Origin of the sequence: Alteromonas sp. BMJM2 (genome assembly GCF_027257845.1) — a bacterium.
Classification (GTDB): domain Bacteria; phylum Pseudomonadota; class Gammaproteobacteria; order Enterobacterales; family Alteromonadaceae; genus Alteromonas.
In genome coordinates this window covers 335,103-357,128 of record NZ_JAPVOT010000001.1, presented here as the reverse complement: position 1 = coordinate 357,128, position 22,026 = coordinate 335,103, and the positions used below count along the sequence as shown (strand labels likewise).

Below are 22,026 nucleotides of genomic sequence, written 5' to 3'. Positions count from 1 at the left end.
TTACGCCTTCTCCGACTCTGAGTGAGCAGCTACGATACCCGCAGTTTGCTCATCAAGAATATGGATGATTGACTTGCTGCGAGAAGCTACGATGCTGTGAGTAAGGATTAGCGGTAGTGCCGCAATGATACCCTGAGCTGTAGTTACAAGAGCCATTGAGATACTTCCTGCCATCATACGTGGGTCACCAGTACCGAACAATGTGATGGTTTGGAATGTCTCAATCATACCAAGTACTGTACCTAGTAGACCTAGTAGAGGTGCAATCGCTGCGAAGATCTTAATTACGTTGATACCGCTTTCGATACGTGGAAGTTCACGAAGGATCGCTTCATCAAGTTTAAGTTCTAAGTTTTCTGCGTCAGCATTTTTGTTCTCGCCGTATACTTTAAGGATACGACCAAGAGGGTTGCCTTCAGACGGGTTGTTTACGTTTTTAAGCTGTGAGCGCATTTTGCCGCCAACAACAGTAAGCGTAACTAGCTTGTAAACACCGATAAGCAAACCGATAACTAGCATCACTGTAATTGTGTAACCTACCGGTCCACCAGCATGATAGCGCTCAGACATAGTTGCTTTCTGCTTTAACAGACCAAGGATCGCACCTTGAGAAGGGTCAGCATAAAAAGGAACTATGCCAGAAGTAGCAGATACTAGGCCATTTGCTGAAGATACAAAGTGACCATCTGGCTGACGGCCAAGAGGCTGTACAACTTCTGCTTCTGCATCATATGCAAGGTAACCGTCTGCGCCAACAAGGTTGAACGTACCTACACGTACGATTTCTTGTTGAGATGAACCGCCGTCTAGGTTTACAACTTCAGTAGTAAACCTAACAACTTCGCCGCCTTCAGTCATTTCTTTCTGAAGTGCAAACCATAGGTCTTCTAGTTCTTGAATGTTAGGAAGACCTTTAGAATCTTCTGACATCGCTGCAAGGAACTCACCACGACCTGCGTATTGAGCACTTACAATTGACGTAGAGATACGACCAAATGCTTCTGATGACGCTTGACGTACAACACCAAACATTTCACCAAGAGTACCTGTAGCTTGATCTAGTTCAGCCGCTTTTTCGTTCAACGTTACTTCGTTGTCAGAAAATTGCTGTTGTAGACGATCACCACGATCTTCTTCTGCTTTTAGTTCGTTTTGTGCTTTTCTTAGAAGCGCTTGCTTGTCAGCACGAGCAGACTGAAACTCAGCCTCACGTTGCTTGTCTAAGCGTGCTTCAGAAACACGGTTCTGCTGAACCTGGTCAAGCAGATCCTTAAGGCTCTTTGCTTCCTGAGCCTGTGCTCCGGTTGCCGCAACTGCAAGTGTCACAGCGGCTAAAAGAGATTTGAATACTGGTTTCATTAACTATTACTCCGCTGCACTAATTGGTAGTTTGATGAGATCTGCAGGAACGACGCCATTAGCCATCTTAACTGCATCAACAACTGATGAAAGATATTCATCACCAAGTTTTTCCCATGCACGGCTCTCATTGTTCCAAACCCACGCATGAGTTTGATCAAGAGAAAGCGCAAGCAGTGCTGCACGACCAAGGTTGAAGAAATCAACAGTTACTTCTGTACCTGCATTATCGATTGTACCTTGGTATGAATTGATCTTAGTACCGTATTCAACTTCTACAAGGTACGCTTCAAGTACCTGGCGGAACTGCTCTGATACAGTAACGTTAGAGTTAGCCATTAGGTCGCGAAGACGCTCAACGCGCTGAAGACGCTCGTCTAAGTGAATAGGACGATCTAGTTTGATAAACTTCTCTAGGCTATCAATCATGCGGAACATAAGCGGAACGATGCCCTGCTTAGTTTCTTCAATGCTGTCAATTTGACGTTGCAATGAGTTGATGCCGCGCTGCTGGTCAGCAACAAGGCTAGCTAGATAATCATTGTAGATTTTGAGGTTTTCTGTCTGGTCTACTGTTTGACGATACTCAACAAGTAGTTCTTGAGATTGTTCAAACAACGTGTTGATTTTTTCTTGCGATTTCGCTGCAGCCGCATGAATTTTTGCTTCTTCTCTGTGAAGATCATCAAGGGTATCTGCAGAGACTGCGCTACCTGTTAGTGCGAATGCACCTGTAACAGTAGAAGCAATAAGAGTTCTCTTGCTCATTTTGGACATAGTTCCCAACCAAATTTCTTATTTGAATCCTCGCCGATAGGAAAATATTCGGGCAAGGGGCGTATTAAATTTTTACAATGTTGTTTCAAATATGTAGTACATCAGGCGCTAACCAGCACTACGAACCTATTATACTCACATGGAATGTGAGGGTTAGTCAAGCAACACTATGTTTACACCATTGAAATGAGCCGTTGCCTGACTAAAAAACAAACGTTATGCCAACAATGCATTTTGTGTACTGTTAGTTTGTAAATAAAGTCTGCGAATAAGCGCCTAACCAAACCATCATCGCTTGCCAGACCAGCCTGTTATTGAAAACCTTGGTTTTTTAGCAAACGGAGTTAGATACGTCACGCTGTGAATATTTTCAACGGTAAACAGACTGAGCGTATTAAAGTTTGGCGTCCAACTTTCACTGGTAGTACCATCTTCATTAAAGAATTGAAGCAGTCCTCCCCAATCTGGATGCCACTCGGGAGATAGGTTAAATACATAGGCTAATTTACGTCCCTCAGCATCTACAACATCTTTATGACGAGTAAGAAACTGTCCGGGTATAAAGCGCGTTACCTGCATGCTGGCATAATTGAGTTCTCCAACGCCAGTGAGGGAGCTCATCACATTGAGAACATCCTCACTGTTTAACACCGTATAAAACGACCTAATAAGTTCGTCGGGCTCATCAGCGGTAATGTATTTTCTTCCGTAGGAGAATCCATTTCCTTTTGCCGCGTTGTCCATTAATTTGAAGTAGGTCTGCTTTTTCTGCTCGTCTTTAAGCGCTTTCCACTCATCTGGCGACACAACAATATTTTGTCCATCTATCGCCATAGCATTATCAAATACAAATCGCTCACTCAGTGCTTGATATAAATGCGCAGCCTTTTCGAAGGGCAATATATCGTTAACTCTTACTTTGCCGTTATCAGCGAAGGTGTTTCTAATTTCACTCAGGTCTATGTCATTGTTAAAAGGGGTATTCATTAGTTACTCGTCAATGATTTGAAGTAGGTTGATTAGGATGAAACATCGAAGGCGACAGTCAGTCGTTTTTCTGATGAATGAAAAGGGATTGTTCCATGCCAAAAGTAAGAGGGAAATACAACCAGCTTACCTATTTTTGGCATGACTGAATATTCATGGGTTAAATCTTGTGGCAAATCAAAGTTAGGCTTGCCAAAAACGAGATGCCCCTCTTCATTACTTTCATTAAGATTATTAGGTATGTCCACATAAAACACCGCACTCAAGCCGCCTTCCGGGTGCACGTGGTTTGTGTGATATCCCTTGTTGCTCAAATTTACCGACCAGGCACCGACAAATTTAATTTCATTGGACAACGCGGGTAGATATGGATGGGGCTGCGCGACTCTGTCAAGTCCGCTTATATAGTCTTTAATTGACTGTTCGCAAAATGCTTTTAAACATACTATGAGCTCGTTGTCATTCTGAGAGAATATATTTCCCCTAGTCTGAGTTCCTCCGTTCAGTGTCTGTTGCAAAGGCTCTGATTTAGCTGTGTGTTGAGTGGATAGATAGGCACTTAGCTTTTTACAAAAATCGGCAGCACCATCACGAGATATAGCATCGGGAAGTTCAAAAGTCTTAACTAGGTTTTCATAGTGACAGTAACTTTGCCTATGGGCGTTTTGGCCTAACAAACGCTCGGCAAGAGTGAGATAGGCTTTTGCCATCACTGCACTGTCTTTTTTATTGGTGAGTTCAGGCATGTGCTCTAAAACAAAAGACGTATTGTTAGTTTGAATTGCATACTTTGCGCACTGAAGCAGTACCTTGTCTGACTCTATGTCCTTTAATGTGCCAAATAGCGCATCAAAAGCACCTGCAATATCATTTTCTAGATATTTTACTTCGGCATTAACTAGCGCAATCTCCTCGCCAGTGTCAGTGTCAGTGTCGTATAAATCAACTTTGTCTTTTGAAGAGCCCTTATCAGCAGAAAAATATTTTGAAATCAGCAGTTTTGATTTTTCAGTGTTTCCTACACGTAAATAGTTTCTAATCAATTCTAGAATGATGTCTTTAGATACTCTATTGGCAGATATAGCGTTTTCATACAGCGCGATTGCAGAGCTAATGTCGCCTGATTCACTGTAAAGTGCGGCTAAATTTTTGTAGCTATCAATATAATAGGGGTTAAGCGATATCGCTTTTGAATATGCGGCTATTGCGCTGTCGATATCATTGAGATCAGAAAAAGCATTACCCAGATTGTGGTGCAACTGAAAAGAATCGAGGCCCAGAGCTTGTGCTCGCTTAAGTAACGCAATAGCGTCATTAGGCAACTCTAGCCGTCTCTTAATTGTGGCTAAATTGTGAAGGGCTAATACATTGTTAGGGTCTTTACTGAGAATCTTAAGATAGATATCAGATGAAGCAGTGAGCTCTCCCCTATCATCACAAAGCTGAGCCATCACTAGCATCAGGCTGCTTGAGTCATTCCAGTAAGATAATTGTTTATGATAGTGCTGGGTAAGTTCGGCGGTATTACACACAAGGTGCTGCGCTTTAAGAAAGAGCTTTGACAGCTCTACCGACGTTTTACAATGATTCGACAGTAGGCCAATGACGTCCTTGCTTTTACCTAACGACAGCATGCATTTTGCATACTCCGTTAAAATGCCCACATTTGTCGAAACCGCATTATATGCTTTACGCAATAATGCCTCTGCCCTTTTGGGCTGCTGTGTATCGTTAAGCAGTTTTCCATACAGAAAATTTACATTGATATCATTAGGGCTTTTTGCGAGCAACGCCTGATAGCTCTTAGCCGCGATATCTAATTTACCCTCTTGATGCAGGCTCAAGGTTTTTTGTAGGTCGTACATAGTTGCTACACTTTTTTGAATCTTAGTTCCCATGCTACGGGAAGTTTGCTGCTAGCCATATAAAAGGGCTTGGCTGTCCAACATTGATGGTCTTGATTGGAAATAGCAATAATATCGTTTATATCTTGCTTTGAAAGCGCAACGTCACATATGGCCGATACTCTCTGGTAAGCAAGCTGCAGCTGCTTATCCATACCCTCTATCCAATTCACAATATCACTCTTATTGTATTGCTTATAGTTTCGAAGCAGCTGGTAAGCGCCTTGAATAAAATGCAACGCACCCGCATTCCAATGCTGCTTGTTAGCCTCAAGAGTTTTGAAGTAAACCGACATCGACGGCAACGCACTGTCTGGTTTCACAAATAAGTCAGTTGCAAATTGTCTTGCTTGTTCAACTGCCTTTAATTCTGACAACAACACCAGCGCATTTTTTTCAGCGGCATAGCGGCTGTGAATGTGTCCATCCTGATAATGACAAAGCGCGACGAATTCTGCTTCTTTCTTTAGTTGCGACGGCAATTCCGCTACTGCCTCTTTGCCCAAGTATTCAATACCGAACTGGCTGACAACCTTATCAAAGGTGCCTATAACGTCGTTGGGGAGCTGTTTAGATGAATTTAGAATAGTGCGAGAGTGAGGAAAGGCTTCTTTAAAAAGTGCTAGTGCATGCTCACTGCAATCAATTCCCGCGATATTGCTAAAGGGTAAGTGGGATACGCTTTTGAATAACGCACCAGAACCACATGCTACATCAAGGATGTGCGAGTCTTTATCACTGTTACTAAAGAAGTCTTCCCAAAAGACAACAAAATCCTTTATCGCTTTACCTTCAGCATCTGTAAACAAGGCATCGGATTGAGGTGCACTGGCACTGTTCCAATATTGGTTCCACTCTTCTACTGAGTTCATTATCTACCTTTTACGTAAAAAAAAAGGTGGGCAATAATGCCCACCTTTTTGTCTAACAACTAAGCTTAGAAGCTAGCAGTAACACCTACGAAGTAAGTTCTACCGAACACATCGTATGTTGCAGGATAAGTATTTGACTGTTCTGCGTTATCACCAAAGCGTGGTGCTTCACGGTCGAACAAGTTACGAATACCTGCATTCAAGCGATAGTTTTCGCCTAAGTGGTATGTACCAGAAAGGTCGAAGTAGCTGAATGAACCAGTGTCTTCTTGGAAGTATGTAGTACCATCGGCGTCATCTTCTGTCGCGCCGATAAAACGCCACAATAACTGAGCGTCGAAATCATCCATACCCCAGCTTACCGTCATACGGTGAACATACTCAGGAGTAGGCTCGCCACAGGTATTACCGAATGTACCAGCACAATCTACTACTGGCTCGCCAGTTGCAGTTTGGAACGAGTTCTCAGTTGTGTATGTACCAAGGTAGTTAATACGCATGTTGCCACCAGCAACTTCCGCTGCATAGTCAGCTACCATGTCGAAACCGGTAAGTTTAAGCGCACCAACGTTCTGGCTTAAGATTTCTACGAAATCGATAGAGCCATCAGGGCGACGATTTACCACGTTACAGAATGCTGAACCTGCACCGCCTAGCTCGTCTTCTGGATCATAACACTTCTGTAGTACGTTGTTTGTACCACCACCGAAGCCGAATACTGCGTCTTCAATTTCAATGTCGAAGTAATCGATTGATACACTTAAATCATCCATTGGCGTAACAACAAAACCTAAAGAGAAAGTATCAGCAGATTCTTCCTGAAGATTCGGGTTACCACCACTTACTTGGCGAGTCTGACCAGATACTGCGTCCAATGTAGGAGTAAATACTGCATCAGCTGGAACACCAGTAGCTGTACAAATTGCACTTACCGCAGCTGATTGATCAGTTGCTTTAGATGAACATGGATCTTCAGCAGAAGGGAAGCCTTCGTTCTGAGGAGAGAACAATTCACCAATGTTAGGCGCACGTACAGCACGGTTGAAGCTTGAACGTACACGAACTACGTCGTTAATTGTCCATGAACCAGCTACTTTAAACGCGTCTACACCACCAACTGTTGACCAGTCAGCGTAACGATAGGCTAGTTCTAAGTCGATTAGCTCAGCAAACTCAAGACCTTCTACAAGCGGTACGTATGCTTCAACGAAATACTCGTTTACATCAAACTCACCAGATACTGGACCTGAACCGTTAAAGCCTGCAATTGTACCTGCTGCTAAATCTTGCGACGGGTCAAAAGAGAAGCTCTCTTCACGGCGTTCAAAACCAAACGCTAAACCAACTGGACCGCCAGGAAGTTCAAAGAAATCCATGGTGTCGCCGCTGATGTTAAAGCCATAAAGCTTTTGCTCGTACTCAGAAGAAGAGTTAACGCGGGTTCTGATAAAATCAGCTGCGTCAGCAGACATATTGCCTTCACCGAAAATATTCATTGGTGAACAACCAACTAGACCGCCGTTTGCTCCCGTATCAGAACAACTCGGGTTACCGTTGGCATCAAGGATAACGTCGCCATTCTCGTCCTTTGCTAAAAGAAGCGCTTGGTCGTAACGGTCACGATTAACGTTACCAAGTTGGATAGAGTTTTGGTTTACACGGCCAGTTTGGAAGTATGCATCATACGTCCACGCTGAATCACCGAAAGAACCACGAAGTCCGCCAAGCATTGAGAACATTGTATTGTCATCTTCAACAATACGTGGACCAACTTCTAGAAGACGACGACGTAGGAACGCAGTACCTTCATCAGCAATACCGTCGCCATCAGTGTCAACATCACCACCTACCGCGTCAGATAAAATCTGTTGTGCAGTTGGGTCGATGAACGGGTTACCATCTAATGTGAAGGTAGACGTTTGGAAAATAGGAGTCGCAGCTAGCTGCTGTGGAACATCACTGTTCGCAAAGCTACCACGCATATAAATTTCAGCAGTGTCGCTTACTTCGAAGTGACCCATTGCTGTAATATTGTGACGTTGCTGAGGTAACTGAAGGTAGTTAACCGGTGCAAAGTTATAGAAGTCGTTTGTAGCGCCACCTTGAACGAACGGACGAATACTGCCGTCTTGGTTAAAGATTGCAGCGCCACCGAATGACTCAGGTAAACCACTTACGAATGCAGAAGTTGCTGGAACACCAGAAGAACCAAATGGTTCAAGGAAAAGGTTACCGTTTTCGTCTTCAGCATCAGTTAATGCAATGCTTGAAATAGCACGAGAATCAGCAAAAAGAGCTGAACGCTCAGTGTACTGCATGCTTACAACAACGTTACCACGGTCATCAGCGAAGTTTCCGCCAAGTGTTAATGAACCGTTCCAAATTTCAGCGTCGCCTTCTTCGGTGGTTTCAAAACTTGTGTTGAAATCTACGCCTTCAAAGTTCTTCTTAAGCGAGAAGTTAACAACACCAGCTACCGCGTCAGAACCGTATACTGCTGATGCACCACCGGTAAGAACTTCAACGTTCTCGATTAGCGCCGCTGGGATAGTGTTGATATCAACCGTACCGCCTGAAGTACTAGGTACAGCGCGAATGCCGTCTACAAGAACAAGCGTTCTGTTAGTACCTAAACCACGAAGGTCAACAGTAGCGATACCGCCACCTGGGTTGTTCGATGAACGATCAAGACCCGGGATAGTTTGCGGTAATGTGTTAAGAAGTGCTTCAGTGTTAACTGAGTTAGTTAGTTCGAACTGCTCGATACCAACTGTTGCTACTGGTGCGTTACTTACGAAATCAACTTTACGGATACGCGAACCAACAACCTGAACTTTCTCTACGCTCTTTTCGTCAACTTGAGCGTCTTCTTGAGCGAAAACCGGTGCACTGATGCTTGCAGCAGCTGCAAAACTAAGTGCGCCCGCCAACTTTATAGAAGTGGCGATTCTAGATTTTTTAAACATGTATGTCTCCCTGGGCTACCTACTGTCTGAGGTAGTTATGAGTCGTTTAGAACGATTTATTATAGTTAAGGTGGAAACCTCGAGCCGGATAATACCCACAACACAAGCGAGCGGTCAACACACCATGCATTACGAAACACGTAGAAAGTTCAATTTTTTTTCACTTATTTGCAAATTTTGTACAAATAAAGATACGAAATTTACAAAACCTCACATTATTTAACATGTTACGTTTTTTGATTACATTTTAAAAAAATTACTAAAAATAAAAAAGGCCACCTTCAGAGAAGGTGGCCTTGTTGTATTTTTGTACTCTTTTTTACAGAGTACTTTATAAGCTCTATTAGAACTTGTGATTTACACGTAGGCTGAATCGACGGCCTAAACGTTCATCTATTCCAAAGTGGCCCGCAGCAAACGCAATATCACCGTTTTCGTCTGGCTTGCGATCAAGAAGGTTTAGTATGTTTAGTTGGATATTCGTTGATGAATCCAAAGTATATCCGATACTCAACTCGTGAATTGCACGCCAATCAGTTTCATTGGTGAAATTGCCTTGGAAAGTACCATCTTCAAGTTCAGTATAACTGTCGGCGTACAAACGCTGATCAAGTGCATCAATCTTGACTGGGTTCTGCCAGCGAATACGGTGGCTTACAATCCAATCTTCATACAACCAGTTGATATCAACTGTACCAATCCAATCTGGATCTGCGAAATCTCCAACATCTTCAGTCACTTGCGCAGCGGAAGTAGCTTGGAACTCGTTTGTGATATTGTGCTGAGTTGAAGAGTTAACCGTTAGGTTTCCGTACTCACCTAAGTCGTGAGCGTAGAACAATGAGATTGAAACTGCCTCAAACGTAGACAAAGCAACGTTCGCAGGTTGGTTACGTGCCTCAGTTACTTGGAAGTCATCGCCACGTTGGAACGTATTACAAGCAGGCTCGTTAGGGAAGTTATTAGAATCGTAACAAGCGGCTGCAAGAGTCTCAAAATCAACTTGTTCAATAAAATCTTCAATCTCAAGATTATAATAGTCAACGCTTAATTGTAATCCCTCTAAGTACGAAGGTGTGTATGCGAAGCCATACGAGTATGATTTGTTAGTCTCAGGACCTAGCTCTGGATTTCCAGAAACGATACCTGTTGGAATCGTTCCATCTTGTATATCAGATATAAAAGTATCCGTATCAATCCCTTGCGACTCGCAGTTTGCCTTTCTAACTGAAGGGTTAGGACCCACTCCTACGGAACGAGAATCGCACGGATCGTCGCCCAAGATAAAGGTTTGCTGCTCTGGTTGGAACAACTCGTTTATCGATGGATTTCTGAATGCTGTTGCATATGTTGCTCGGAACGACAAATCATCAACAACTTGCCACTTCATACTGGCTTGATAAACGTCTTCTTCAGTCGTTCTATCTTCGAAACCGCGAGGTGCATTAGTATTGAACTCTTGGTTTCGATACGCACCACTTAGCTCAAAATACTTAACGAATGGAATGTCCATGTCCTCAGAAATAACTGGGGCAACAACTTCAACATAATACTCGTTGGTGTCAAATCCACCACTTACAGGACGATCAATGGCAGAACGAGTAATTGGTACACGTCCACCTAGAGCAGGTTCATAATCACCTTTTTCTATACGACGCTCTACACCGACCACAAAATCAAGTGGGCCAGCTGGAAGTTCAAACGCTGTTCCACCAATATTGGCAGTGTACACAGTTTGTAGGTTGCTCGCTTGAGACATCTGTGAACCGCCAGTTATAAAGTCTAAAGCTTCTGGCGATGCTTGAGATCCAAATAAGTTTAGCGGCTGACAGCCGTCTAAGAACGGAAGGTCTTCATCAACAAGACCCGAGCCCGATGCGCGAGAATTAAATCCTTCCAAGGTACCAGCCGCGAGGTCCGCATAGGCACCACAAATGATGTCTCCACGCTGGAAACCACCTGTAAACTGAGAACGTGCTCCTTGAAGTGTCGCCAGTGCATCGTCAAGTGTGTCTAGACCTTGCGCATCGCGAATTCTCTCAAGCATAGTATCATCAACGCGCTGTGCATCTGCTGCGTTAAGGAATCGGCCATCAACTATACCAGTTGTTCTGATACTTATATCTGAACGACCATGTACAACAGAAGCATCCCAGTAGAAATCTCTATCAAGTGCTTCGAATTCGCCCTCGATCACACTGCTCGCTCGCCAAACGTGTGTCTCGTTTGAGTTACCACCAAGACTTACTAAGTCATTATTGAAGCGATGAACAGAAAAGTTATCAGCTTCATAGCCAGAGTTCAGTATTGTTGAACGTGCTTGCTCTGATAAGAATGGATTGTTGATATTAATGTTGAGCGCAGCAGATGTTCCGCCAAAGAAGCCTGTTTGAAAACCACCTTGGTTTACCAACTCACTTCCTTTTGTATTCGCGTACATGAAATCATTTTTGATTCTTAGATTGTCGGCAAGATCATAGTTAAATGACGCATAAGTATTCATTCGAGAGGTTGGTGAACGGATCTGTGCTACACTGTCAAAGAAATCTAAACCACAAATACCGTCTCCGCCCTGAGTAATTAGGCTTCGAGCCTGTCTTGAACCAGGTTGGCATTGTCTAATATCGCCATTTTGCGCAAACTCATAGAAGCTACCATCAGGCATTGCTCCAGAACCAAATGCAGGTAAAAAACCTGCGCCAGCAGGCGTAATTGAGCCAAACTCAGAGAATAATTGGAGGTTTAGTTCGTTGTATACCAACTGTACAGATCTCGTATCTTCTGCGTCAACTGTACCATCGCCATTGAAATCGTCCGGAAGACCATCTCCGTCAAGATCCAAAAACTCATTTTGTGCATTGTCAAAACCTGGATTGTTGTTACACAAAAAGTCTTGGTCACATAAAAGTAAACCATTGTTACGCGTATATTCAATACCAAAAGTAATGTTACCGCGGCCGTCATCAAAGTTACCGCCCCCTAGAGCGCTTATCTGAAAAGTTCTGGCGTTACCATCTTCATTTCCATCGTACTGTGCGGTAACTTCAAAGCCTTCATAATCGTCTTTTAAAATTACGTTTACCGTACCTGCTATAGCATCGGCACCATATGTAGCAGCACCGGTAAGCGGAACAACTTCAATTCTCTCAATAAGTGCAACAGGTATCGCATTGATATCTACCTGAGAACCACCCTGAGAAGCAGACTGAGAACTTACAAAACGTTTACCATTAACAAGCGTAAGCGTTCGTGAAGTTCCCAAATCGAACAAGTTTGCTTGGTTTTGACCGGCATTTTCTGCGTCCTGTGCACCTGCAGGCGTCAGTGAACCACCAAACAATGGTGATGCATTCAGTAGATCAGCTGCGTTTGTAAAACCGCGGACATCTAAATCTTGTTCACCAAATGAGAAAACTGGCGCACTCTCGCTAAGCTCTACACGGCGTATACGAGAACCCGTGACTGTTATTTTTTCAACTGCTTCGTCAGCTGATGTGTCGCTATTTGTGGCTTCTTGTGCCATGGCAAGATTGCTTGCAGATACTGCGAGTGCAGATCCGAATACGCAAGCTAACTTGACCGATGTAGCCAACTTAGAATTTTTAAACATGTAAGTCTCCCTGGACCTAGTATTTTTATTTGTGTATTTTTTATTTCGTTTTTACGAACTTTTTATGAAAGGGCTTTGCCCTTATTCCTACTTAATACAAAAAAAGGTCGGGGGTCAATACATGCAGTTACAAGTGTATGCTGAAAAGTTCAATTTATTTTTTAACAAAGTCAGAAAACGTAAAGCCTAGAGTGCACAAACGGCAGTCATTACATTTTTTTCAGAGTGCTGTATAGTTTTAATGCAATGCACATTTTTCGCACAGCCAATTTTTAACTTCTCGAACTTTGACGACATGTTTTGTTACATTTGCGTCAATTTCACTTTATTTTGCAGATACTCTTTTATTTACTCACTTAAATAAAAACCGAGTTTACGTTTGATGGCAACAGGTAACTCTGGCAACGCATCTTTAGGCAAAAGAAAGGTCGCCATGTTGAAGAAATCGAGGAAAATGCGATTTGATTCGGTTGTCCGTTTTAGGTAGTGATGTCCCGACGAACCACCTGTTCCAATTTTTGTGCCGAGCATTCGCTGTACCATCATGGCATGACGATAACGCCAGATAGTTAATTGCTCATCAATTTCAGTCAGTGCAGTGATAAGTTGAAATGGAAGATTAAAAACGGGCTCTTCTGAATACTGCTTTATAAATAGTGCAGACAATAACGCCTCGTGACTCAACCTAAACTTATCTTCTTTGCGAAGCGCTTCAAATTTTGTGTGATCAAAAAGCGCATCAAAGTTTTCTTTAGTCGACTGCCAGTCTTTTAACTCTTGGCGCTTATCTGTTGTCGAGAGCGTATCGTTGGTTGATATCGTCTCGTGGTCGTCGCTTAGCATTTCATCTGTGGCTTGTTTGTAATAGTGCCAAAAGTCAAAGTCATCCGTTTTTAGCAGGGGCATTCTCGATAGCCATTTATCTACAAGGTCAAATAAACTTGGCTTCGCTTCTAAGCCTTCTAATAATGCTCTGTCATCGTCGCTTAATCGGCTATAAAAACTTTGCTTATCAAAATCTACCCGAAACTCACGCTTTAACCCCAGCGATATTTCTAAGCGCTTAAATTGGATGCTTTGGAAGCCAGACGCAGGTACAAGATAATCCCTGAATGAAAGAAACTGCTGTGGGGTCATGGTTTCCATTACAGCAATCTGATCATTCATTAATCGCTGTATGGTAATGACCCGCTGAAGGCGGTGGACAACTTGAGTAAGCTGTTGGTCTTTAACTACCTTTTGATTGAAGGTATCTATGGTCGCGTTTAATTCATGCAGTATTTGTTTAAACCACAGTTCGTAAACTTGGTGCACTATAATGAACAGCATCTCTTCATGGGCCGCACCTGAATATTTCGCACTTTGGAGTTTTTGTGCGCCAAGAATTTTATCCAGCTGCAAATAGTCACCGTAGTAGCAGGGTTCGATATTCTTTTTCATCGTGTTCTTCTCTGTCATTGCTTTATTTTAGTTATTTTGCGTGTTTTTGCGTGCTTTTGAGATGGTTAAAGGTTTGAGATTCAGTCTCACCTACTCGACTTATATAGAATACAGGCTATACCTTTATAGTGACAGAGCACTCTCTATTAGTTAGTGTTGTGCGTATAAAATACTGTCCAATATTTAAAAAAAGTATCGCCGTAACCGTCGATACTCAATGTGTTTGAGGTAAGTAAAATGAAACTCGATGATGATATTCATAACTATTACGAGCATTTGGTTTTAGAGCGAATTGCGAAGCTTGGCCTTGATAAGACCAAAACAGCGGATTATTTGGCCGACTTATGCTGCTTAGCGTTAAACCAAGTACCGCCGCGATATATTCGCTTTGAAGTAGACATGGCATTTTATCTACCCCAAAGTGAACGTAGACAAATGGAAATGAACGTAGAATATGCAATCAGCAAGGCGCTGCGTTTCTTGAACGACGCTGAGAAGAATGAAAAGCCACACGCCCCAGAAACTATAGAAACTGAAGCGATGAAAACGGAAATCGACACTACGGGAGACTTAAAAGACGATTGATTTAGTTTTCGAGCAGTAGTCGAAAAAGAGGCGGTCGAGAAACACAAATTAAGACAAAAAATAAGGATATTGGAAGAGACTTGGGTGGCGGGCCTCCAGCCACATCCCGGCACATGAGTCGTCTGCTGCGGCTGCTCCCTTCCAGGCCTGACCGAGTTCACAGAGTATCATTGCGGGAGGACCAAAAGCCCACCATAGAAAAACGCAATTAGTAAGTAGCTTGCGCCCTCCTCATTGCGGGGCGCATTATGACTATTTGATTGCTAAGTTTCAAGCCTTATTAGAAAATCTCTCTTCAGCTATCACATTAGCAACGCGGTTAGTCGCTTTGTTTTCCTTTTCTGCTCGCTCATATATTTCTTTAAGCGTGTCGCCGATTTGCTCAATGTGAGCACGCAGTGCTTCATTTGAGCTCGATGCCATGCGCTGATGGAAGATGTCGATAACGCCACCAGCATTAATAACGTAGTCAGGTGCGTAAAGAATGCCACGCTTGCTGAGCAACTCACCCATTTCTTCTCGAGCAAGCTGGTTATTTGCCGCGCCCGCAATGACTTTTGCTTTTATATCTGGCAGCGTTTGATCGTTAATTGCAGCACCTAAAGCACACGGTGCGAGCACGTCTACGTCTAAACTTAGGATATCTTCTGGCGCTACCACGGTTGCGCCAAATTCTTTTTGTGCTTTTTCTATGCCTTCAGGAAAGATATCTGCAATATAAAGCTTTGCGCCCTGCTCATGTAAATGTTTCGCCAGTCTGTAGCCAACATGACCCATGCCTTGAATAGCAACTGAAACACCATCTAGGCTGCGCTTTAATCCAAACTCAACAGATGCCTTTAAGCCAACGTATACGCCATAGGCTGTAGAAGGGGCTGGGTTGCCGTTTGGTACTTCACCTGCGTAGTGATATTTCGCGCTCACACCAGCTATATAGTCAGACTCTTCAGCCATTGTTTGTAAGTCAGTTACGGCAATACCAGAGTCTTCAGCAGTGAAATACTTACCGCCTAGAGAATCGACAAATCTCCCCATTGCCTTCATCATTTCTGGTGTTTTTGCTTTTCTAGGATCGCCAATAATAACTGACTTGCCGCCGCCTAATTCTAAATTGGCAAGCGCTGCTTTGTATGTCATCCCCTTTGATAATCGAAGCACATCCGTAAGTGCTTCACTACTATTAACGTATGGCCACATGCGGCAACCACCGAGTGCAGGTCCAAGGTTGGTATTGTGTACTGCAATAATGGCACTAAGGCCCGCTTTTTCGTCGTGATAAAAAGCCACGTGCTCGTGATTATCAAATTCTGAATGATCGAAGACTGACATACGTTCCCTATTTTTATTTGCTGTTTAATCCGACTAGTCTAGCTGAATACGCTGAGGACAAGCGTTGCGAGTTTGTCATGTGGTGTTTACAAACCGAAACGGAAAAGAAATGAACACTATTTTACTAGGACAGCTATCCTATAATTTTTTTTACTATATAATGATCATCATAAAAACGATGGACATAACTTTTATGAAATTAGATAAGTTTGACCGTGAAATTTTACGTGTCCTACAGCAAGATGCTACCGTCTCTATGGCTGATTTAAGCCAGCAAGTCGGGCTCTCTCATACCCCCTGCTGGCGACGTGTGAAGCGAATGGAAGCAGACGGCATTATCCTAGGAAAAGTGACTTTGCTAAACAGCAAGAAACTTAACCTTGGTGTATCTGTTTTTATCTATGTCACGCTTAAGAATCACGACGGTGACTCGCTGACCGATTTTGAAACGGCAGTGCAGAACATTGATGAAATCGTGGAGTGTCATACAACGAGTGGCGAGAAGGATTATTTGCTTAAAGTCATTGTAGAAAGTATCGAAGAATATGAGTTTTTATTAAAAACAAAGCTGACACACTTACCGTTAGTTGATCACCTCAGTTCTACATTTGCACTTAAGCAAGTGAAAAACACCACAGAACTTCCTATCAAGCGTCAGTAGATACAAAAAGGGGCAGTAAAAACCGCCCCTTTTTAGCTCTAAATCAAACCCGAAGCTTCTTCTATACTAAACGCTAACTAGCGTCGATTTGATTTTCTGGCTTAGCCTTTTCAAAAGCTTCAAGGGCATTGCAGTTGTCCGCTATTTTGCTTATCAGAGGATATTGGTCCATATCAATATTAAAGCGCTTCGCATTGTAAACTTGAGGCACTAAACATATGTCGGCCATGGTTACGTCAAAATCAAAGCAATACCTACCTGACTGAGTTTGCAGTCGTTTTTCAATAGCATCGAATCCCAATGTTATCCAGTGCGCCGCCCACACAGAAACATCATCTTGGCTGGCATTAAACGTACCTTTTAATGCATTTAACACACGAAGGTTTCCCACAGGCTGAATGTCACAAGCAATATCCTGTGCGAGCGCCCTTACTCGCGCACGCTCTGTTTTATGCTCTGGAATTAAACGAAAGTCGCTCTCATAGCGCTCATCGAGATACTCTATGATGGCTAACGATTGATTCAAGATAATGTCTTCGTCTTCATCCACAAACGTGGGAACAAGATGAGCCGGGTTTAAGCGAGCGTAATCCATACTGTGCTGTTCGCCGCCATTGGCCACTAAATGAACCGGCACATATTCGTAGTCTACACCTTTTAAATTGAGCGCTATACGCACGCGATAAGTAGCAGTAGAACGCCAGTAACCGTAAAGTTTAATACTCATCTTATTGTTTCCTACAGCTATTAAAGATTGGTGGATTTACATATTTAGCGCAACGGCTTAACTTGCTGCTCGATAGCTCCAAAAATACTGACGCCATTTTCATCAAGCATTTCCATACGAATACGGTCGCCAAACTGCATAAATGGCGTGGTCGGTTTGCCGTCTCGTATTGTCTCGATCATTCTCACCTCAGCAATACAGGAATAACCTACACCACCTTCGCTGATTGCTGAACCGTGTTCGGTGCCTTGCTTATTCGACACCGTCCCCGAACCTATGATGGCGCCTGCACCTAAGTTACGGCTTTTAGCTGCGTGGGCAACAAGCTGACCAAAATCAAACGTCATATCTTGTCCAGCTTCAGGCTTACCGAAAAGCTCACCGTTGTAGGTTGAACGCAGTGGTAAGTGCACTTTATTATCTCGCCATGCATCACCTAACTCATCAGGCGTAACTGCTACTGGCGAAAAACTGGAGGCCGGTTTAGATTGAAAAAAGCCAAACCCTTTGGCTAACTCACCGGGTATTAACCCGCGAAGGGAAACGTCATTCACCAGCATGATTAAGCGAATGCGTTCAGCGCCTTGCTCTGGTGTGCATGCCATAGGCACGTCGTCGGTAACTACCGCAACTTCGCCTTCAAAATCTATTCCCCAGTCATCGCTTGGCAAAATGATATCGTCGTTTGGGCCAATGAAATCGTCAGAGCCACCTTGGTACATCAGTGGATCGGTCCAGAAACTCTCCGGTATCTCAGCACCCCGTGCTTTTCTTACTAGCTCAACATGATTCACATAAGCACTGCCGTCTGCCCATTGAAACGCTCTAGGTAACGGAGACTCGCAGCGTCCTGCATCAAACTGAACACTGTCGCCGTCATTATCATTTAATTGCTCGTATCTGCTCTGTAGCTGAGGAGCTACTTCCTGCCAGTTATCGAGAGCATATTGCATTGTTGGGGCAATCTCTAAAACGTCACAAGCTCTAGTCAAATCTCGTGATACCAACATTAGCAGCCCATCGCGGGTTTCATTTTTATATGTAGCAAGCTTCATTATTTTTTCCTCGATAAACACTTTCTCGATAAACACTATATCGATGACGACTATGTAGAGTAGGTATATTGACCTTTTAAAATATAAAGCGACGGTCAACATTTTTAATATGATTATAGTTATGCCATTACATGCAGGGAAAAGAGAAGTGTGCATAGGCACAAGTTTTAAAACACTGTAAGAAAGGGTGTACGGGAAAAGACGGGAAATTACTGGCAAACGCTTACCAATGCTAGCTACAAGCGGGTTGTAAACTTATCACAACACGCTTGTAGCAGTGTTTAACAAGTGATTTATAGCTTTACTGTCGCTTTGTTAATGCCATATTCACGAAGCTTGTTGGCAATGGCGGTGTGACTGAGCCCCAGCTTTTTAGCTAGCTGTCTAGTACTTGGATAGAATGGGTAAAGTCGTTTAAGTAAGTCTTTCTCAAATTTTTTCACCTCTTCATCGAGTGTCCCCTCAAAATTTTCATCAATGTAGGTGACACTCGGTGCACAGCTTGGAAGCTGGATATCTTCTTTGGTTATTTCTTTGCCATCGAGCAAGGAAAGCGCGCGATAGAGCGCATTTTGCAGCTGTCTCACATTGCCAGGCCAGGGATACTGCTGCAGAAAGTCGACACAGGATTTACTTAACTTGGCAGGCCTGCGACCGAGCTTGGAGCTATGCTGCAAGATAAAAGACTCTGCCAGCGGTACGATGTCTTGACGACGGTCTTTCAACGATGGCATCACTAAGCTCAAAACGTTCAATCGATAATAAAGTTCTTTTCTAAAGCGCCCTTCTTCTACCAGTTGGCCTAAGTCGCGGCAGGTAGTACAAATAAAGCGCACATCTACAGAGACAGGCTCTACATCCCCGACTCGTCTAAACTCACCATCCTCAAGTACTCTCAGTAGCTTTGCCTGCAGTTGCGACGACATGTCAGCAATTTCATCAAGCAGTAAGGTGCCGCCTTTTGCTTGCTCGAGCAAGCCCACTTTGCCGCTAGACTGGTTGTAGGTTCCTGCGGCACACCCGAAAAGCTCGGTTTCGGCCACACTATCGGGTAGCGAGGCACAGTTTAAGGCTAAAAATGCCCCTTCACTGCGGCGACTTGATTGGTGGCAGGCTCGTGCGATCATTTCTTTGCCTGTGCCGGTTTCACCAAATATAAGGATAGGTGCGTCTAAGTCCGCCACTCTTTTGGCTTCGTGTACCGCACGTTTCATAAAAGATGACTCTGTGACAAAACGGTCGAAACTGTCTGTAGGCGATTGGTGAAATGCAGTAAACTGCTGGCCAAGACGCATTTCGGATTTTAAAATCACCACCGCGCCTGCCATAATACTTTTCTTTTCTCCGTCCGCTACCGTTATAGGCAGCATGTCGGCTAAGTAATCTTGCTGTATAAACTTCACCTTTGACGACTGCGGGCCTGGACTTTTTCCATCCATCCACTTTGTAAAGTTGAACCCTTTTACAACCTCGGCAATCTCCATTCCATTGATCTCACTTGAAGGAAGCTCTAAGCCAGCGCTGACGGCTTCATTACTAAGCAAAATATTGCCTTTGGCATCAACAGAGAAAACTGGGTCTGGCAATGTGCGTAATATTGCTGAAAGCTGATTTTTTTCTCTTTCCCCTGGCATAAAAAGCGTTGTTTTTACGTCGTCTATACCTTCTATTCGACGAATTTGAGGCATGAGATGCTGGAAGTCTTCAAATTCAATATTAGGAAAATTGAGGAAAATTTTGCCTACTGGGTCTATTTCAATTCCACGCAGGTCTATTTCTTTATTCACGAGAATATCCAGAACGTCTTGGGCGATACCGAGGCGGTCCTGACAGCTGATTTCTAAGCGCATAAGGTATGTATTTTGTTGTAAAGATTTATGTACAAGATATCACACTTTTACAAAAAAATAACAAGATAATTGCTACTAAAGATTAAAAAGCTGTGAATATTGTAACTAATGAGATACAGCGCAAAGCACACAAAAAAGGAGACTGTGCAGTCTCCTTAACGTCGGTGCTTCTTTTCTAGTTGTTTTTCTTTTTCATTTCAACGGGAATGTTCGCAAAACTAGCCCGCTTTCTTCTCTTTTGGCTCGAACAAGGGTGCAAACAATCCTAAAGATTTAGCCTTTTCCACCAAAGCCATAATATCCATCTCAGCTAGTTCAAACAAATGATCAAACTCAGGCAAGATGTAATAGAGTGGCTGCATAATATCAATGCGATAAGGAGTTCTTAACGCATCAATAGCGGTTAAAGGCTTTCTTACTGGTATATCGCTATCTAGTGAGTAGATAGTTTCACCGGGTGATGAAAGAATTCCACCGCCGTAAATCTTCAGTTCGTTTTTGGCTTTCACTAAGCCAAACTCAACGGTAAACCAATAAAGACGGGCTAAATAAATTCTATCTTCTTTACTGGCCGCTAACCCCAATTTTCCGTAAGTATGAGTGAAATGCGCAAACGCAGGGTTAGTCAGTAGTGGGCAATGCCCGAATACTTCGTGAAAAATATCCGGCTCTTGTAGGTAGTCAAACTCTTCGCGTGAGCGTATAAACGTCGCTACGGGAAACTGCTTGTTTGCTAGCAGACGAAAGAACTCACCAAATGGAATGAGTGCGGGAACTTCAGCAGTTTGCCAACCAGTTTTCTCCATTAGTACACGGTTGATATCGGGTAACTGAGGAATACAGTTTTCGCTTAAGTTAAGCAATCTCAAACCCTCGATGTATTCATCACACGCGCGTTCTTTCACCAAGGGTATTTGTCTTGAATAAAGCTCTGACCAAATCTGGTTTTCTTCTTGCGACCACGCTATGTGACCACTCCCGTCTGATTCTCGCGATGCATATTGAGTTGTTTTTGGCATAACTTCTAAAACCAATGAGTTGCTAAATACGTTATCTGTAGTCTAACTAAAAACCGCTTTTCAAGAACCTTTTGCCTCTATTGAGCCACCTAAATCACTGTAATATTTTTTTTACATAAAACCTTAACCTGCTGATAAAACGAAAAAACCACCTTTGAAGGTGGTTTTCAATCTATGCTAAATGAGTATCTACAGTCGACTAATTTCTTTGTTCAGTTGATATTCTTTAGACGTTACATAGGTTTCCATTTTGCGTAATCGATTCTCTGTTTTTTCAAATCGATTTCTAATATCATGAAACGCTTGCTTAGGGGGCTCGCCTGCCTGCCACACCTTGGTCTTCACCTCCACCTTAGCTTCTTTTACCTGTCCACTATTCGGGTTTGTCCAGCCCTTACCTCGTGAAAAAGCTTGTGGATTAGGGCGTGCGTTATCCAAATGCTTTGGCTTTTTGTCTAAAATAAACCAAGCCGCAATGTAGGCTACAAAAATAAAAGGTCCAGCAAGAAGGAAGAAACCAGTGACAACTAAAATTCTCACTAACCACGTTTCTAAGCCGAAGTACTCTGCAACACCTGAACAAACACCCGCTATTTTTCCCTTTTCTGGATTGCGGTAGAGCTGTTTACCATTTCTCATGCTCTATTCCTCCACTCAGGAGCCTCGCTATCAAGAATCGCTTCTAGAGTCTCAATACGCTCGCTCATCTTTTCCGCTTTATCGGCTAACGAGCTCAATGCAGCGTACTCTTCAGCACTTAATCCCTGGTTGACTTGTTTCTTGCTGCGATAGTGCAAAATTAACCATATGGGTGCTACAAAAATTGTGAAAACCACTAGTGGCATTACAATAATCGCGATCATGCCTTCTTCCATCTCGAATTCT

At 43.2% G+C, this 22,026-nt stretch carries 16 protein-coding genes, 1 other RNA gene and 1 pseudogene; 2 read left to right on the top strand and 16 right to left on the bottom strand.

Going from position 1 to position 22,026, the window contains the following annotated elements:
* The 8 genes from O9X84_RS01565 to O9X84_RS01530 all read right to left on the bottom strand — a co-directional run bounded on the left by O9X84_RS01565 (nucleotide 1) and on the right by O9X84_RS01530 (nucleotide 13,915).
* On the bottom strand, nucleotides 1–1,359 hold the full coding sequence (locus O9X84_RS01565) for a MotA/TolQ/ExbB proton channel family protein (protein WP_269517747.1): 1,359 nt from the start codon (nucleotides 1,357–1,359) through the stop codon (nucleotides 1–3).
* A gap of 6 nt (nucleotides 1,360–1,365) precedes the next feature.
* Nucleotides 1,366–2,127, bottom strand: coding sequence for a DUF3450 domain-containing protein (locus O9X84_RS01560; protein ID WP_269517746.1), 762 nt, complete (start codon nucleotides 2,125–2,127; stop codon nucleotides 1,366–1,368).
* Nucleotides 2,128–2,424: 297 nt separating this feature from the next.
* A complete protein-coding gene (locus tag O9X84_RS01555; protein WP_269517745.1) occupies nucleotides 2,425–3,123 on the bottom strand; it encodes a 2OG-Fe(II) oxygenase in 699 nt (232 codons plus the stop codon).
* 32 nt (nucleotides 3,124–3,155) lie between these two features.
* On the bottom strand, nucleotides 3,156–4,988 hold the full coding sequence (locus O9X84_RS01550; RefSeq protein ID WP_269517744.1) for a putative 2OG-Fe(II) oxygenase: 1,833 nt from the start codon (nucleotides 4,986–4,988) through the stop codon (nucleotides 3,156–3,158).
* 5 nt (nucleotides 4,989–4,993) lie between these two features.
* Nucleotides 4,994–5,899, bottom strand: coding sequence for a class I SAM-dependent methyltransferase (locus O9X84_RS01545; protein WP_269517743.1), 906 nt, complete (start codon nucleotides 5,897–5,899; stop codon nucleotides 4,994–4,996).
* Nucleotides 5,900–5,964: 65 nt separating this feature from the next.
* Nucleotides 5,965–8,865, bottom strand: coding sequence for a TonB-dependent receptor domain-containing protein (locus O9X84_RS01540; RefSeq protein ID WP_269517742.1), 2,901 nt, complete (start codon nucleotides 8,863–8,865; stop codon nucleotides 5,965–5,967).
* Between the two features lie 343 nt (nucleotides 8,866–9,208).
* Nucleotides 9,209–12,475 (bottom strand): TonB-dependent receptor domain-containing protein, encoded by a 3,267-nt coding sequence (locus O9X84_RS01535; protein ID WP_269517740.1) that lies wholly within the window; start codon nucleotides 12,473–12,475, stop codon nucleotides 9,209–9,211.
* 348 nt (nucleotides 12,476–12,823) lie between these two features.
* Nucleotides 12,824–13,915 (bottom strand): tryptophan 2,3-dioxygenase family protein, encoded by a 1,092-nt coding sequence (locus tag O9X84_RS01530; protein WP_269517738.1) that lies wholly within the window; start codon nucleotides 13,913–13,915, stop codon nucleotides 12,824–12,826.
* Nucleotides 13,916–14,152: 237 nt separating this feature from the next.
* Here O9X84_RS01530 and O9X84_RS01525 point away from each other — a divergent pair.
* Nucleotides 14,153–14,422 (top strand): annotated as a pseudogene (locus tag O9X84_RS01525) (late competence development ComFB family protein); the annotation flags it as partial.
* A 168-nt stretch (nucleotides 14,423–14,590) separates the two neighbouring features.
* Here O9X84_RS01525 and ffs read toward each other — a convergent pair.
* Together ffs and O9X84_RS01515 are read right to left on the bottom strand one after the other, a co-directional pair.
* Nucleotides 14,591–14,687, bottom strand: an RNA gene (gene ffs, locus O9X84_RS01520) — signal recognition particle sRNA small type.
* Between the two features lie 83 nt (nucleotides 14,688–14,770).
* On the bottom strand, nucleotides 14,771–15,829 hold the full coding sequence (locus tag O9X84_RS01515) for a Glu/Leu/Phe/Val dehydrogenase dimerization domain-containing protein (RefSeq protein WP_269517737.1): 1,059 nt from the start codon (nucleotides 15,827–15,829) through the stop codon (nucleotides 14,771–14,773).
* A gap of 193 nt (nucleotides 15,830–16,022) precedes the next feature.
* On the opposite strand from O9X84_RS01515, the gene O9X84_RS01510 reads away from it, so the two are divergent.
* Entirely contained in the window at nucleotides 16,023–16,490 is a 468-nt protein-coding gene (locus O9X84_RS01510) for an Lrp/AsnC family transcriptional regulator (protein ID WP_032094572.1), read from the top strand.
* Nucleotides 16,491–16,563: 73 nt separating this feature from the next.
* On the opposite strand, the gene maiA is transcribed toward O9X84_RS01510, so the two are convergent.
* From maiA to pspB, 6 genes are all read right to left on the bottom strand, one after another.
* The gene (gene maiA, locus O9X84_RS01505) at nucleotides 16,564–17,217 is read right to left on the bottom strand and encodes a maleylacetoacetate isomerase (protein ID WP_269517735.1); all 654 of its coding nucleotides are present in this window, start codon (nucleotides 17,215–17,217) and stop codon (nucleotides 16,564–16,566) included.
* A 44-nt stretch (nucleotides 17,218–17,261) separates the two neighbouring features.
* Nucleotides 17,262–18,272 (bottom strand): fumarylacetoacetate hydrolase family protein, encoded by a 1,011-nt coding sequence (locus tag O9X84_RS01500; protein ID WP_269517734.1) that lies wholly within the window; start codon nucleotides 18,270–18,272, stop codon nucleotides 17,262–17,264.
* 293 nt (nucleotides 18,273–18,565) lie between these two features.
* Nucleotides 18,566–20,122: a transcriptional regulator TyrR gene (tyrR, locus tag O9X84_RS01495; RefSeq protein ID WP_269517733.1), complete on the bottom strand. Its 1,557-nt coding sequence runs from the start codon at nucleotides 20,120–20,122 to the stop codon at nucleotides 18,566–18,568.
* 218 nt (nucleotides 20,123–20,340) lie between these two features.
* Nucleotides 20,341–21,141 carry a phenylalanine 4-monooxygenase gene (phhA, locus tag O9X84_RS01490; RefSeq protein WP_269517732.1) on the bottom strand — a complete coding sequence of 267 codons (801 nt, stop codon included), beginning with the start codon at nucleotides 21,139–21,141 and terminating at the stop codon, nucleotides 20,341–20,343.
* A 189-nt stretch (nucleotides 21,142–21,330) separates the two neighbouring features.
* Nucleotides 21,331–21,780 (bottom strand): envelope stress response membrane protein PspC, encoded by a 450-nt coding sequence (pspC, locus tag O9X84_RS01485; RefSeq protein ID WP_269517731.1) that lies wholly within the window; start codon nucleotides 21,778–21,780, stop codon nucleotides 21,331–21,333.
* Nucleotides 21,777–22,016, bottom strand: a complete 240-nt coding sequence (gene pspB, locus O9X84_RS01480; protein WP_269517730.1) for an envelope stress response membrane protein PspB — start codon at nucleotides 22,014–22,016, stop codon at nucleotides 21,777–21,779. Before pspB ends, pspC begins: the two co-directional genes overlap by 4 nt.
* Nucleotides 22,017–22,026: the final 10 nt, after the last annotated feature.

Bases quoted from the DNA above. Each gene is read 5' to 3' on its own strand.
- O9X84_RS01565 (WP_269517747.1), bottom strand. From the start codon at position 1,359: ATGAAACCAGTATTCAAATCTCTTTTAGCCGCTGTGACACTTGCAGTT.
- O9X84_RS01560 (WP_269517746.1), bottom strand. From the start codon at position 2,127: ATGAGCAAGAGAACTCTTATTGCTTCTACTGTTACAGGTGCATTCGCA.
- O9X84_RS01555 (WP_269517745.1), bottom strand. From the start codon at position 3,123: ATGAATACCCCTTTTAACAATGACATAGACCTGAGTGAAATTAGAAAC.
- O9X84_RS01550 (WP_269517744.1), bottom strand. From the start codon at position 4,988: ATGTACGACCTACAAAAAACCTTGAGCCTGCATCAAGAGGGTAAATTA.
- O9X84_RS01545 (WP_269517743.1), bottom strand. From the start codon at position 5,899: ATGAACTCAGTAGAAGAGTGGAACCAATATTGGAACAGTGCCAGTGCA.
- O9X84_RS01540 (WP_269517742.1), bottom strand. From the start codon at position 8,865: ATGTTTAAAAAATCTAGAATCGCCACTTCTATAAAGTTGGCGGGCGCA.
- O9X84_RS01535 (WP_269517740.1), bottom strand. From the start codon at position 12,475: ATGTTTAAAAATTCTAAGTTGGCTACATCGGTCAAGTTAGCTTGCGTA.
- O9X84_RS01530 (WP_269517738.1), bottom strand. From the start codon at position 13,915: ATGAAAAAGAATATCGAACCCTGCTACTACGGTGACTATTTGCAGCTG.
- O9X84_RS01515 (WP_269517737.1), bottom strand. From the start codon at position 15,829: ATGTCAGTCTTCGATCATTCAGAATTTGATAATCACGAGCACGTGGCT.
- O9X84_RS01510 (WP_032094572.1), top strand. From the start codon at position 16,023: ATGAAATTAGATAAGTTTGACCGTGAAATTTTACGTGTCCTACAGCAA.
- maiA (WP_269517735.1), bottom strand. From the start codon at position 17,217: ATGAGTATTAAACTTTACGGTTACTGGCGTTCTACTGCTACTTATCGC.
- O9X84_RS01500 (WP_269517734.1), bottom strand. From the start codon at position 18,272: ATGAAGCTTGCTACATATAAAAATGAAACCCGCGATGGGCTGCTAATG.
- tyrR (WP_269517733.1), bottom strand. From the start codon at position 20,122: ATGCGCTTAGAAATCAGCTGTCAGGACCGCCTCGGTATCGCCCAAGAC.
- phhA (WP_269517732.1), bottom strand. From the start codon at position 21,141: ATGCCAAAAACAACTCAATATGCATCGCGAGAATCAGACGGGAGTGGT.
- pspC (WP_269517731.1), bottom strand. From the start codon at position 21,780: ATGAGAAATGGTAAACAGCTCTACCGCAATCCAGAAAAGGGAAAAATA.
- pspB (WP_269517730.1), bottom strand. From the start codon at position 22,016: ATGGAAGAAGGCATGATCGCGATTATTGTAATGCCACTAGTGGTTTTC.